Here is a 13,276-nt window from a genome sequence, read left to right as displayed (position 1 = left end):
TCTAAAAACACATATTGATGTTTTCAGGGAGCTTTAAAGCTTTTGACTGCTCTTTATTACTGTATTACTGTCCGCGTAAAAACAACGCATCCAATTCTTTTAAAGTCAGTTTGACCCATGTCGGACGGCCGTGATTGCACTGGTTGCTACGCGGTGTGTTTTCCATATCGCGCAGGAGTGCGTTCATTTCGGGCAAAGTCAGTTGGCGGCCGGCGCGGACTGAGCCGTGGCAGGACATGGTGGCGAGGATGTGGTTTTCGTGTTCCTCGATGGTTTGGCTGCTGCCGACTTGGGCGAGTTCGCCCAATACATCTTTGGCCAGTGAAACGACGTCGGCTTTGCCGAGCATGGCGGGAACTGCGCGGACGGCAAGGGTATTGCCGCCCATGTCGGACAATTCCAGGCCAAAGCCTGCCAGCGTTTCGGCGTGATCGGCAAGGGAGGCGCATTCTTCGTGGGACGCGGCGAAGGTAACGGGGATGAGCAAGCGTTGGCTTTGCAGGTTGCCGTTTTCCTGACGTTGGAGTTTCATTTTCTCGTAGTTGACGCGTTCGGCGGCAGCGTGCATATCGATGAGCAACAGGCTGTCTTCGGCTTGGGCAAGGATGTAGATGCCTAAGAGTTGGGCGATGGCGAAGCCTAGTGGCGGCAGTTCGGATTGGGAGGGAAGGCCGTCTGAAAGCGGCGTATCTGTTTGGGGAGTAGGCGTTTCAGACGGCATATTACCGAAACATGCCTGCTCGAATTGGCTCAACTCAAGGTCGATGTCGTCGGTTTTTTTGTAGAGCTCGGCGTAAGTATTCATGGCCGCGCGGCTTTCGCGCAGAGACAGGCTGCGTTGTTGCGGCGCACGCGAGGCTTGGTAGGGCATGGGCGCGGTTTTGCCTGATGGACCAAAGGCATTGCGTGTATCGGGTTTGTTGCCTGTTGGGTAGTTGGATGCGCTATCAAACAGATTTTCGCTGTTGTTTTCAGACGGCATTGGTGCAGGAGTAACGCCGGTAATGTCATGCAACACTTCGCCTGCATTGCTGACGCTTTCGGTCAGGTCGGCGCGTGTATCGGCAAGGGCTTTGTTGAGCGTGTGGAACACGAGTTGGTGCACCTGCTGGCTGTCGTGGAAGCGGATCTCTGTTTTGGTCGGGTGGACGTTGACATCCACGGCTTCGGGCGGCAGGTCGAGGAAGAGGACGAAAGCAGGCGTCAGCGCGTTGTGCAATACGTCGCGGTATGCCTGCTTGACGGCATGGAGCATGACTTTGTCGCGGACAAAACGATGGTTGACGAAGCAGTATTGTTTGTCGGTTTTGCCTTTGGCAAAGGTCGGCTTGGCAATCGCGCCATAAAGCCGCAGCGCGCCATTGCCGCTGTCAATTTCCAATGAGGCCGTCTGAAAATCATCGCCGACAATGGCGGCAATCCGTTCATGCAGGCTTTGTGCAGGAAGTTTGAATACTTGTTTGCTGTCGCGTTTGAGTGAGAAGGCAATGTGCGGATGCGCCAGAGCGAGGCGTTCGAGCATGGTGGCGCAGTGGGCGTATTCGGTGTTTTCAGATTTGAGGAACTTGCGCCGCGCGGGGGTATTGAAGAAGAGTTCGGCAGCTTCGATGGTGGTGCCGACGGGGTGGGCGGCTGCCGTAGGACTGCTGAGTTTGCCGTCTTCGGCTTTGACTTGGGTCGCGTGCGAACTGTCTTCTTGACGGCTGGTCAGGGTCAGGCGGCTGACGGAGGCGATACTGGCCAAGCCTTCGCCGCGAAAGCCCATGCTGGCAACGTGTTCCAAATCGTTTAAGGTTTTGATTTTGCTGGTGGCGTGGCGGTGGAGCGCAAGCTCGATGTCGTCCGGATGGATACCGCTGCCGTTGTCGCTGACGCGAATTAGGCGGATACCGCCGCCGGCCAGCTCGACATCAATCGTTGTCGCTCCTGCATCGATGCTGTTTTCAACGATTTCTTTCAAGGCGTTGGCAGGACGTTCGACCACTTCGCCGGCGGCGATTTGGTTGACAAGATGGTCGGGCAGGGCGGCAATTCGGGACATCGGTTTCTTTCAAAAAGCAACGGCGGAAGGGGAATTTACAGGTATTTGCGCATCAATTCGCATTCGACGCGGACGGTTTTGTTCAGTTGCAACACGGCAGTGCCGAGCGATTCATAACGGTTGAGGCGATAGAAAGGCACGGAATTGAGCGAGGCATACAGTTTGAGAAAGCTGAGACCTGCATTTCGTGCCATTTCTTCGGAGCGGCTGAGCAGGGCCGTGCCCAAGCCGAGATTGTGGAAGAGCGGATGGACGTATAAGGCGTCCAGTTGCGCTTCTTTGAAATCGACTTGGAAGAAGCCTTGAATCAGCCCTTTGTATTCGACCACCCACAAGGCTTTGTTTTTATCGGAGATGGTTTCCAAATAGCTGTTGATGTCGAGCAGACTTTCCCATGCGTGCATAATGGTTTCATCGTAACTGCGGATGCAGGCGTATTGAACGGCATGCAGATGGGCGTTGTGTATGGCTTGGCAGTCTTTTTCGGTTGCCGGACGGAGGATGGTCAGAAGGCTCATGGCGGATGGTCGGAAAAATTGATTTCAGACGGCCTTTGGCAACCAAAGGCCGTCTGAAAAAGTGGGTAAGGTTACAGGCTTTGATGTAAGGTTTGTGCAGTTTGGAACGCGTTGTCCGCATCATTGGCCAAGACGGTAAAGTGGCCCATTTTTCGGCCTTTGCGCGCGGCTTTTTTACCGTAAAGATGCAGATGTGCATTCGGGTTGCTTTGCAGCGGCAGCCATTCGGGTTCGTCGCCGTCTTTCTTCCAAACGTCACCCAAAATATTCGCCATACAGCAAGAGCTCAGCAATTTGGTGTCAGCCGGAGGCAGGTTGCACATCAGGCGAACCTGTTGCTGGAATTGGTCTGTCGCGCAGGCGTCGATGGTATGGTGGCCGGAATTGTGCGGACGCGGGGCGATTTCGTTGACGACCAATTCATGTGTGTCGCCGACAACAAACATTTCTACTGCCAATACGCCGACGTAGTTCAACCCATCGGCCAAACGCTGCGCCATTTGTCGCGCTTGTAGCTGAATGTCGGCACTCAGTCGTGCAGGGACGATGGAGTAGGCGAGGATACCGTTTTCGTGAATGTTTTCGGCAGGGTCGAAAGTTTGCACGTTGTCATTGTTCAGACGGCATACGATAACGGAAATCTCGCCGCGCAAGTCCACCATTTTTTCCAAAACGCAATCCACGCCGCCGTGTTCGGCAAACGCGGCTTTGAGTTCATCCAATGTTTTTACGCGGATTTGGCCTTTGCCGTCGTAGCCCAAAGTGGCGGTTTTCAGGATACCGGGCAGAAATTGTATGCTTTCTTCAGTGATGTCTTCGGTCTTGCAAACTGCTTGATACGGCGCGGTTTGCAGGCCTGCTTTGCGTATCCATGCCTTTTCCTGAATGCGGTTTTGCGCGATGGCAACACAGTCGCCGCTGGGGGAAACATTGGTGTGTTTGGCGAGAAAACGCATCGCGTCGGCATTGACGTTTTCAAACTCAGTCGTAACTGCCGCGCATTTTGCCAATTCTTCCAAAGCAGCTTGGTCGTCAAACGGCACGCATAAATGACGGTCGGCAAATTCTGCTGCCGGCGCATTCGGGTCGGGATCGAGTACGGTTACTTTGTAGCCCATGGTTTTGGCAGCAACAGTAAACATTCTGCCTAATTGTCCGCCGCCAAGAATGCCGAGCATAGCAGGAGGGAGGATGGGGGATGTGTTCATGGATAATCGCTTTATGAAGAAATTGGGTAGGGTGTTTGCAGGCCGTCTGAAAATGGTTTTACGGCTTCAGACGGCCTGATGTTTTAAAGTTTGCCGATAAATTGCGGCGGAACGTTTTCAGTTAACCATACGCCGTTGTCCGCCAAATAAAATTGATGTCCTGCTGCAAGCATGGCGACAGTGTCGATGGTCAATACAACCGGTTTGCCGTGGCGAGAGCCGACGTTGACGGCTGTTTCGGCATCGGCAGACAGATGGACAAAATGACGGGAGGCAGAATGCAGACCTTGTTCCAATATAGACGGAACAGAGCGCTCAGCCGTACCGTGATACAAAATCTGAGGAGGCGTTGCCACTTTGTGTTCAACCTGAACTTGTGCCGTCGAATGACCTTGTGCAGCGCGGATGCGTTTGCCGTCTTCAGAAAGGGTAAACCGTTTTTTATCATTGTTTTCGACCACTTCCAGCAATACTTCGTAGGTCAGCGGATTACCTGTAAAGCCACGCTCGGGATGATTTACCTGCGTCAGTAGGGTATCAATATCCACCCAGCCGTCTTTATCCAAAGTAATGCCGATTTGCTCGGGATGGTGGCGCAAGATAAAGCTGAGGAATTTGCTGACGGATTTTAATTGTTTTTCGTTGAGTATCATAATCTTGTTGTTTATTTATTTCAGAGTGCAGGCCGTCTGAAAATTATTTATCCAATCCTTCTTGCACCATTTGCGCTGCGCGGATTACTGCGCGGGCTTTGTTTTGGGTTTCCTGCCATTCGGAGGTTGGGTCAGAGTCGGCAACTACGCCTGCGCCGCTTTGGACGAAGAGGGTATTGTTTTTAATCACGGCGGTGCGGATGGCAATGGCCAAATCCATGTCGTTGTTGAAACTCCATACGCCGACTGCGCCGCCGTAGATGCCGCGTTTGCTCGGTTCGACTTCTTCGATGATTTCCATGGCGCGGACTTTGGGGGCACCGGAAAGTGTGCCTGCCGGGAAGGTGGCGGCGAGGATGTCCATGTTGGTCATGCCGTCTTTCAGACGGCCTTCGACATTGGAGACGATGTGCATCACATGGGAGTATTTTTCAATCACCATTTTGTCGGTGACTTTGACTTCGCCGGTTTTACTGATACGGCCGACGTCGTTGCGTCCTAAGTCAATCAACATGACGTGTTCGGCAATCTCTTTGGCATCGCTCAGCAGGTCTTGTTCGTTGGCAAGGTCTTCGGCTAGTGTTTTGCCGCGCAGGCGTGTACCGGCGATAGGACGGACGATAACATCGTCGCATTCGCGGCGGACGAGGATTTCGGGCGAAGAGCCGACAATATGGAAATCGCCGAAATCGTAGTAGAACATATACGGCGATGGGTTCAGCGTACGCAGGGCGCGGTAGAGGGCAAGCGGATTGTCGGTAAATTCCATGCTCATGCGTTGGCTGGGGACAACCTGCATGCAGTCGCCTGCAAAGATGTAGTCTTTGATTTTGTTGACGCAGGCTTTGAAAGGTTCTTCTCCAAATTCGCTGACTGCTTGCGTCTGCTTGCTGCCGAGGGAAAGCGGGATGGCGCAACTTTGGCGTAACTGGGTACGGATGTCTTCAAGACGTTCGCGCGCGTGTTCGTAGCTATTGGCTTGAGAGGGATCGGCATAAACAATCAGGTAGATTTTGCCGCTTAGATTATCCACTACGGCAAGCTCTTGCGAGAGCATCAGGAGGATGTCGGGCGTACCGAGCGGATCGGCTTTGGCTGTATGTTTCAGGCGGTGGGCAAAATGTTCGAAATTGTAGATGGTTTCATAACCGAAATAGCCGACCAGGCCGCCGGTAAAGCGCGGCAGGCTTGGGATTTCGGGCGTTTTGAAGCGGTTGTGGAAGGCTTCGATAAAGGGCAGGGGATTGCCGTCGTGTTGTTCGACGATTTCGCCGTTTTGATACACATCGACATGTTTGCCGCTGGTTTTGAGATAGTGGCTGCAAGGCAGGCCGATAAAGGAATAGCGGCCGAAGCGTTCGCCACCGACAACGGATTCGAGCAGGTAGGTGAAAGGCTTGTTGGCAAGTTTGAGGTAGATTGAGAGCGGTGTGTCCAAGTCGGCAAGCAGCTCTTGAACGAGTGGAATGCGGTTGTAACCTTGTGTGGCTTGGGCTTGGTATTCTTGTTTGCTGATCATCTTGATAAGTCTTTCAGACGGCCTGTTTTAGGGTGTTAAATCGTGTGAAGAGTATAGCATTTTATTGGGATTGTTGACAGTCTGAGCGTTATGTCAGATATAGAAAACGCCGTCTGAAAAAGACGGCGCGAGGTATCAGGCAAGGGTATTGCCGATTTTGTTTTTTCGGCTCCGTTTCCACTTGAAAACATAAGCGGCAACAACGGGAATCAGGGCGATAATGGATTTGAATGTCCAGCCTGAATACCATGTACCTTCAGGAACGTCGCTTGCAAGCCAAGTGAAGTATGGCCACCAGCAGGCAACCAGGCTGCCGAGGAACAGCGGCCAAATATGACGGCTTAAGTTGCGTTGCCATAAAAGGAAACAGATGACCGCCCAAACAAAAGTCAGTACGGTAATCAGGAGAATGGTGTAGGCATCTGAAATCAGGATGGCGGCAAAGTAGTAGCTGAGTGCGACCCATAATAGGGCAAGTATCAAGACGATGATTTCTTCCGGGCGTTTAAACATATTTTCTCTCTTTTATAAGACTGGCAATGCGTTAATACTATACCCTAAACAAGAAGCAATGATAAGAGTCTTTCAGACGGACTTGTAATCGGGTTTGCTATAATGTGCGCAATCAATTTTTTGGAAAGGACAAACCATGACGGCAAACTTTCAAGAAACGCTGAAGGCTTTGGGCAAACAGGCGAAAAAGGAAGCTGCGGAACGGGAAGCGGAAGCGAAGGCTAAAAAGCAGGCAGAAGATGTGGATTTCAGCAAGGCGGTTGGTAAGGTTACGCCGTTAAAAAATGCCGGTAACTATTATGAACAGCCCCGTGATAAATCACCTATCAAGCCGCGACCTAAAGAAATGGCAACTTTGGAGCAGGAAGATTATTTTTATGTGGGTAGCGGCGGCTGGGAAGAACCGCCGGCTTCGTTCAGTAAAAACGGGCAGGGTAAAAATGATTTGATGCGTTTGCGAAACGGCCATTATCCCGTGGTGGCGGATGTAGATTTACACGGCTATACGCAGGAAGAAGCGCAGCAGGTATTGAACGAATTTATTGAGTTTACGAAAAAACGCGGCGTTTGTGGCGAGATTGTCCATGGCAGCGGCTTGGGTTCTGCAGGCTATAAACCGGTTTTGAAAAATATGACGCGTCGCTGGTTGATGCAGCATCCTGACGTGTTGGCTTATGTCGAACCTCGACAAGGCAATGATGGCGCAGTCAGGATTTTGTTGAAGCGTCAACGCCGAGACGATGATTGGAAACAGTAAAATATAAAAAGCAGTGTCGATAAAATGACACTGCTTTTTTATGGTTGTCAGACTAAGAAGATTTCTTTTTGGAAATTGATTCGCAACCTTTGCCATTGGTCATTGCGGTTTTGAAATTATTGGCTGAATCAATATCAGTGCATTTGTAAGCATTGCCCAAACTATCCATCCAAACGGAAAGGGTATAGCCTGTTTTTGTGGGAATGGCTTTCAAACGATAGGCTCGGCTTGTACTGGCATCAATCATTTCGGCGGAGTATTTGTATTTGTCTGCCAAATCTTTATGGCCTTTATATGAGGTAATAAAGTCATCCAACTGAGTTTTAACCTCATCAGTTTTCCACTTTGGATTTTTAACCATCTGGTTTTTAAAAGCGGAATTGATGGCGACTAACTCGGCATGCGCTTGTGATTGGTAGCCGCGTTCAATGTAGCGGTTGTAAGACGGAATGGCAATGACGCTCAGGATGGCTAAGATGGCGACGGCAATCATCATTTCAACCAGCGTAAAGCCTAGTTGTTTGGTAAAGGTTTTATTCATTATATTATTCGCTGGCAACGTAAGACTGAAGAACGACTTGGGTATTGGCATTCTTACCCCATGCTTTGGCAGTAACGCGGTAGGTAATTCGACCCTCAGTAGTTTTGCCTAAATATTCGATGATGTAGCGTGGATTGTTTGCGATGCCGCTTTTTTTATCTACAGGATATTCCATACCATTGATGTCAATACACAGGCTTTTGTCGCATTTACGCTTCCAAGCATCTACGGTTGGGCTACCTTCTTCAGTAAAATCGCCATTGGATTTGACGTTTGGCGTGGAACATAAACCTTTTTCACATTTTGCGGTAAAAGTAGTCTTTTTACCTTCAATATCAAAAATTTGATTTTCACCTTCACGCAGTGCCGCTTCGGCCAAAGTGGTTGCCAGTTTGCGGTCGGCATCATTGGTGCTGATACGCTGTTCAGTATTGTAGGACTGGGTAGCTGTGACCACGAGCAGGGCGATGACGACCATCATCATTAAGACGATAAACAAAGCATAGCCCTGCTGCCGGTCAGGTTTGATTAGAGTGATCGGTCGGCACATACGTTTCCTCCGCGGATAGTGGCATTAATATTATAGATATCGACTTTATTGTCTTGTTCTTTTGATGGGTCAATACTGCCGTTATTCAGTACGATTTGGATAGAAGCCGGAGACTTAGCCTCAGCTGAGATATCCAATGCGTTTTTGTAATCAAATGATTCTGTATTTACTCCGCTGGCAGATGCATTTTCAGAATCAGGACATTCTGCATAGATATAGTGGATATCCATGGTTGTAATGCCTTTAATCAACAGCTGCGGATTACTCCATGAGCCATCATTTGATAATTGGAAACGGAACAAACCGCTCTCTTCGCCAAGTTTTCCGACAGCGTAAGCAATCATTTCATGTTTCATGATGGCGATACTGCCGTCTTGATCAGAGTCGTTAATTTTTAAAGCCAATTTTGCCGCAGCCAAATCTTTAATTTCTGTTTGAGGTTTGGCAATGCCGAAACAGCTGCTGACAATGGTAGTTTTTGCAGCAGGGTTTGCTTTGTCGATACCGTATTGAAACAGCAGAGCTTTGCCGGTTTGAGCAAAACCTGCATAGCCTAATTTATTGATTTCTTTAACTGGCAACAGCTTATTCACACCGGCTGTTTTTAAGGTATATTCATCTGAGCTTTTGTCTTCTATCACTGCAGAGGCAGGAGAATTCGCCATATTGAAGCAGCCGAAATTGCCTGCCATACGCGCATCGCGGACAATCATGTTGGCGGTGTTACGCAAATCTTGTTGGATACCGATACGGGTGTTGGCAGATTTGTTCAATCCGCGTGCAGTAAAGTAGGTGGAGCTGACAGCCATTAAGACGATCATGCTGAGCAGGCTGGCAACCAGAAATTCAAGGATGCTGAAACCGCGCATAGCAGTTTTATTGGGAATATGGTTGAGTAAGCGTTTATTGTTCATTGTTAGTCTCTTACGCGTGATTGGTAGGTATAGACAACGTGATGCCCCGATGTGTTGAGATTTTTTGCGCTATTTTCTTCTTCGACATCTTGCAACCATAAAACTTTAACGATGGTTGTGTCGCCTTTGCCATCGCAGTTTGCTTGGAAGCCATTTTCGTAAGTCGGCTCTGCACCGGAAGAATCTTTGCAGATGGTTGAGAACACTTGGGCTTCGGGAAGGGCTTTGGCTAAGTCGGCCTTAAACTGTGCAATTTGAGCCTGTGCAAGTTGGGCTTTGCTCATTTTGGCTTCAAATTTTCCAGTTTGTTTAGAGTCGGATTTTAGATAGGCATCATAGGATTTTTTATAACGGGAGGTTTTTTCCCCTGTAGTATCGGTTTCTTCAGAGAGCGTTGGGTTAATGAGCATGCCTTCAATCAGATTTTGCGTAATTTGGGCGACGGTGGTTTGATTTTCAGACTCGCGCACGTTGGATACGGTACGCAGTTGGACAGCCAGAAGGGCAAGCACACCGATGGCAAGGACAAACATGGCAATCAAAACTTCAATCAGGGTCATGCCTGATTGAAGTTTTGGAGTAAAGCTTGTTGAGCTCGTTTTCAGACGGCCTTTAAATAATCTGATATGAGTAGGATTAGTAATGTTCATAAGATACCGTTGTTATTATTTGGAAGAGTATTCGCACATTTTGCGCTCATCGTTTTTAGCACAGATTTCGACATGCCCATTGCCATTGATTAAAAGTACGGTAGCACGGGCTTTCTTGGTTTCAGCATCGGTGGCGGATTTATCCGTCAGGCTGATTTTGATGTGGCCGTCTGAAAATTGATAATTCTTTCCATCGATTGAATGGCCAAATGTACCATTGGGAAGAAATCTCCACCAGACTTCTTTTGGAGCTGAAGCAGAGAGGGCAGAACGGTCATTGCCGATAGGGATATAGTTAAAGCTGTATTCCACTTTGTCAGTATCTCCATTAAGGATAATGGAGCGGATGGATAAATCGACAGTATCGTTTTGATAGCGTAAGTCTTCGTTTTTATCGGCGTAGGCCAACATACCATTACCGGCATATTTGGAATCGCAACCATTATTGGGCGAGCCATCGGATTTGATTTTGACCGGGCAGATGTAAACGGGAAGATTGAGACGGACGGCCTCATTTCGCGCGAAGCGCAGCAGATTGGCAATTTGCTCTGCTTGCGATGCTGCACGTCTGGAGGCAATCCATTGATTCATATTGGGAAGTGCGATGACGGCCATTACTGCTGCAATAGTAATGACGATCAGCAACTCAATTAGGGTGAAGCCTTTTTGTGTCTGATACATGAGTGATTTTTGGTAGTAATGTGTTGGGTAACTGACGTTTTCTCTTTTGCATTTGCCTGTGGCAATGCTTTTGCTTTTATTAGATTTATTTTAAACGATTTTGTAATGCGTGACTAATGAAATATGAAATTCGGTTAGTTTTTCAGACAATCTGTCTCAATCTTCCATCAACATGGATTCTGGAACATAGGCGGCATTATCAAATTTGGTAAATTGACCCATCCAAGTGAGGAATACTTTCCCGACGGGACCGTTACGGTGTTTACCGATAATACATTCCGCCAAGCCTTTTGCGGGTGATTCTGAGTTGTAGTATTCATCACGATACATAAACATAATCAAGTCGGCATCTTGTTCGATTGCGCCGGATTCACGCAAGTCGGACATCATCGGGCGTTTGTCGGTACGCTGCTCAACGGTACGGCTTAACTGCGACAGTGCAATGACGGGAACTTGCAATTCTTTGGCTAATGCTTTGAGTGAGCGGGAAATTTCGCCAAGCTCGGAAGCGCGGTTGTCAGAACGGCCGGAGCCTGACATTAATTGCAGGTAGTCGATGACGATCAAGCCCAATTTACCGTTGAACTGGCGGGCAAGACGACGGGCGCGGGCGCGCAGTTCGAGTGCAGTCAAACCCGGCGTTTCATCGATATACATGGGTGCATCGGAGAGTTTAACGACCGCCTCGTTCAGACGGCCCCAGTGTTCGTCTTGTAATCTGCCGGTTTTTAAAACGCTTTGATCCAAACGTCCGACAGAACCCAGCATACGCATAACCAGCTGCGCACCGCCCATTTCCATCGAGAATACGGCAACAGGCAGCTTGCCATCTACGGCAACGTGTTCTGCGATGTTGATCGAAAAGGCGGTTTTACCCATGGAAGGACGGCCTGCGACGATGATCAAATCGCCCGGTTGGAGGCCTGATGTTTTTTTATCGAGGTCGATAAAGCCTGTCGATATACCGGTTACTTCATCAGGATTGTCGCGCGAATAAAGCATATCGATGCGCTCGACCACTTCTTTCAAAAGGTCGGGCATCTCAAGGAAGCCTTGTTTGGATTTGGCGGTACTTTCGGCAATTTGGAATACTTTGTTTTCCGCCTCGTCCAAAAGCTGACCTGCATCGCGCCCTTGTGGATTGTATGCGCTACGCGCAATTTCCGTGCCGACTTCGGCAAGCTGGCGCATGATGGAACGTTCTCGCACGATTTCGGCGTAGCGGCGGATATTGGCAGCGGATGGCGTGTTTTGCGCCAGTGTAATCAGATAGTTGAATCCGCCTGCTGCTTCCAATTCTTCATTGCGTTCCAAACTTTCTTGAACGGTAATGACGTCGGCAGGGCGGCTTTCGTTAATCAGGTTGGCAATGGCACGAAAAATCAGGCGGTGTTCGTGGCGGTAGAAATCCTCGCCGGAAACGACATCGGCAATACGGTCCCAAGCAGAATTTTCCAGCATCAGGCCGCCCAATACGGATTGCTCCGCTTCTGTGGAATGTGGCGGCAGTGATAATGCGCTGATTTCACGGTCTTCAGACGGCATATCGGAATAATTGCTCATGACGGGCATCTCTGGCTGGAAAATTGTAATCCGCTATTATAACGCAGTGTAAGTTCAATTGGTTTGTTTAGGCTAAAGCAGGTAAAATAGCTATATTGTCAATATGACGACGTACACTACCAAAATATAAATATCAATAATTAGGAGCATAAAAATGGAACACAAGCTGCCACAATTGCCTTATGAACTGGATGCGTTATCTCCCCATCTAACCAAAGAAACTTTGGAGTTTCACTACGGCAAACACCATCAAACTTACATCACCAATTTGAACAATCAAATCAAAGGCACTGAGTTTGAAGAAATGCCTTTGGAAGAAATCGTGAAAAAATCTTCCGGCGGTATGTTCAACAACGCTGCCCAAACTTGGAACCACACTTTCTACTGGCTGGGCTTTACCCCTAAAGGCCAAGGCAAACCTGCCGGCGAATTGGCTGCAGCCATCGACGCCAAATGGGGCAGCTTCGAGAAATTTCAAGAAGCGTTCAATGCTTGCGCGGCCGGTACTTTCGGCTCCGGTTGGGCATGGTTGGTGAAAACACCTGCCGGTGAATTGGATCTGGTTTCTACTTCCAATGCAGGTACTCCGCTGACTACTGAAAACACTCCGCTGTTGACTTGCGACGTATGGGAACACGCCTACTACATCGACTACCGCAACAGCCGTCCTAACTACCTGAAAGGTTTCTGGGAAATTGTTAACTGGGATGAAGTTGCCAAACGCTTCGCCGCATAAAACGATATGAGTGAAAAGGCCGTCTGAAAATTTTTCAGACGGCCTGAAACCTTTGAACAATTAGCAGTACGTGCAATGGCCGCCCTTTACGATACATCAATCGGGCGCTAATATTTTAGTGGTATCGCATGGTCATACCCTGCGGCTTTTATTGTCCTTACTAGGCGGAGCGACTTGGGAAAACCATCGTGATGAGGGTAAATCCGTGTCATTGTTGCATACTTCAATCAGTATTGTGAAATATGATAGTGAAAGCGGTTTTCATATTGAGCAGCTTAACGATGTGGCTCATTTACAATGATCACACCCATTCATCAATAATAAAAAAGTGGGCATTTTACCCACCTTTTTTGCCATTAGCCGAATACTTTTTCTAAGTGTGCTTGGTAGTCTGCTAAGTATTGTTCCACTTGTGGATTTTTAATCACATCG

The 13,276-nt window shown here is 48.8% G+C and carries 15 protein-coding genes; 3 read left to right on the top strand and 12 right to left on the bottom strand.

What is annotated here, in order from left to right:
- Nucleotides 1-64: 64 nt before the first annotated feature.
- From mutL to HMPREF2696_RS03040, 6 genes are all read right to left on the bottom strand, one after another.
- Entirely contained in the window at nt 65-2,041 is a 1,977-nt protein-coding gene (gene mutL, locus HMPREF2696_RS03065; RefSeq protein ID WP_070587751.1) for a DNA mismatch repair endonuclease MutL, read from the bottom strand.
- Nucleotides 2,042-2,076: 35 nt separating this feature from the next.
- Nucleotides 2,077-2,559 (bottom strand): GNAT family N-acetyltransferase, encoded by a 483-nt coding sequence (locus HMPREF2696_RS03060; RefSeq protein WP_004519810.1) that lies wholly within the window; start codon nt 2,557-2,559, stop codon nt 2,077-2,079.
- Between the two features lie 71 nt (nt 2,560-2,630).
- The gene (locus tag HMPREF2696_RS03055) at nt 2,631-3,767 is read right to left on the bottom strand and encodes a 5-(carboxyamino)imidazole ribonucleotide synthase (RefSeq protein WP_039862153.1); all 1,137 of its coding nucleotides are present in this window, start codon (nt 3,765-3,767) and stop codon (nt 2,631-2,633) included.
- Nucleotides 3,768-3,850: 83 nt separating this feature from the next.
- Entirely contained in the window at nt 3,851-4,420 is a 570-nt protein-coding gene (locus HMPREF2696_RS03050; protein WP_004519807.1) for an RNA 2'-phosphotransferase, read from the bottom strand.
- A gap of 43 nt (nt 4,421-4,463) precedes the next feature.
- A complete protein-coding gene (trpE, locus tag HMPREF2696_RS03045) occupies nt 4,464-5,939 on the bottom strand; it encodes an anthranilate synthase component I (protein WP_039862151.1) in 1,476 nt (491 codons plus the stop codon).
- Between the two features lie 135 nt (nt 5,940-6,074).
- Nucleotides 6,075-6,452 (bottom strand): hypothetical protein, encoded by a 378-nt coding sequence (locus tag HMPREF2696_RS03040; RefSeq protein ID WP_070587750.1) that lies wholly within the window; start codon nt 6,450-6,452, stop codon nt 6,075-6,077.
- Nucleotides 6,453-6,588: 136 nt separating this feature from the next.
- Between HMPREF2696_RS03040 and HMPREF2696_RS03035 the strand changes: the two genes are divergently transcribed.
- Nucleotides 6,589-7,209, top strand: a complete 621-nt coding sequence (locus HMPREF2696_RS03035; protein ID WP_036490614.1) for a Smr/MutS family protein — start codon at nt 6,589-6,591, stop codon at nt 7,207-7,209.
- Between the two features lie 52 nt (nt 7,210-7,261).
- Here HMPREF2696_RS03035 and HMPREF2696_RS03030 read toward each other — a convergent pair whose 3' ends face one another.
- From HMPREF2696_RS03030 to dnaB, 6 genes are all read right to left on the bottom strand, one after another.
- Nucleotides 7,262-7,750 (bottom strand): PilX family type IV pilin, encoded by a 489-nt coding sequence (locus tag HMPREF2696_RS03030; RefSeq protein WP_070587747.1) that lies wholly within the window; start codon nt 7,748-7,750, stop codon nt 7,262-7,264.
- 4 nt (nt 7,751-7,754) lie between these two features.
- On the bottom strand, nt 7,755-8,300 hold the full coding sequence (locus tag HMPREF2696_RS03025; protein WP_070587744.1) for a pilus assembly PilX family protein: 546 nt from the start codon (nt 8,298-8,300) through the stop codon (nt 7,755-7,757).
- The gene (locus tag HMPREF2696_RS03020) at nt 8,279-9,214 is read right to left on the bottom strand and encodes a PilW family protein (RefSeq protein WP_070587741.1); all 936 of its coding nucleotides are present in this window, start codon (nt 9,212-9,214) and stop codon (nt 8,279-8,281) included. The genes HMPREF2696_RS03025 and HMPREF2696_RS03020 overlap by 22 nt, the downstream gene beginning before the upstream one ends.
- Nucleotides 9,215-9,216: 2 nt before the next feature.
- Nucleotides 9,217-9,864, bottom strand: coding sequence for a type IV pilus modification protein PilV (gene pilV, locus HMPREF2696_RS03015; RefSeq protein ID WP_210383756.1), 648 nt, complete (start codon nt 9,862-9,864; stop codon nt 9,217-9,219).
- 15 nt (nt 9,865-9,879) lie between these two features.
- A complete protein-coding gene (locus HMPREF2696_RS03010; RefSeq protein ID WP_004519798.1) occupies nt 9,880-10,545 on the bottom strand; it encodes a pilus assembly FimT family protein in 666 nt (221 codons plus the stop codon).
- Nucleotides 10,546-10,701: 156 nt separating this feature from the next.
- Nucleotides 10,702-12,108, bottom strand: coding sequence for a replicative DNA helicase (gene dnaB / locus HMPREF2696_RS03005; protein ID WP_070587735.1), 1,407 nt, complete (start codon nt 12,106-12,108; stop codon nt 10,702-10,704).
- 154 nt (nt 12,109-12,262) lie between these two features.
- On the opposite strand from dnaB, the gene HMPREF2696_RS03000 reads away from it, so the two are divergent.
- Both HMPREF2696_RS03000 and HMPREF2696_RS11985 read left to right on the top strand, forming a co-directional pair.
- A complete protein-coding gene (locus HMPREF2696_RS03000) occupies nt 12,263-12,844 on the top strand; it encodes a superoxide dismutase (protein WP_003683473.1) in 582 nt (193 codons plus the stop codon).
- 70 nt (nt 12,845-12,914) lie between these two features.
- On the top strand, nt 12,915-13,145 hold the full coding sequence (locus tag HMPREF2696_RS11985; RefSeq protein ID WP_198400583.1) for a histidine phosphatase family protein: 231 nt from the start codon (nt 12,915-12,917) through the stop codon (nt 13,143-13,145).
- The last annotated feature ends 131 nt before the right edge of the window (nt 13,146-13,276 follow it).

This window comes from Neisseria sp. HMSC058F07, from assembly GCF_001810035.1.
Lineage (GTDB): Bacteria > Pseudomonadota > Gammaproteobacteria > Burkholderiales > Neisseriaceae > Neisseria > Neisseria perflava.
This window is presented reverse-complemented; position numbering and strand designations above follow the sequence as displayed.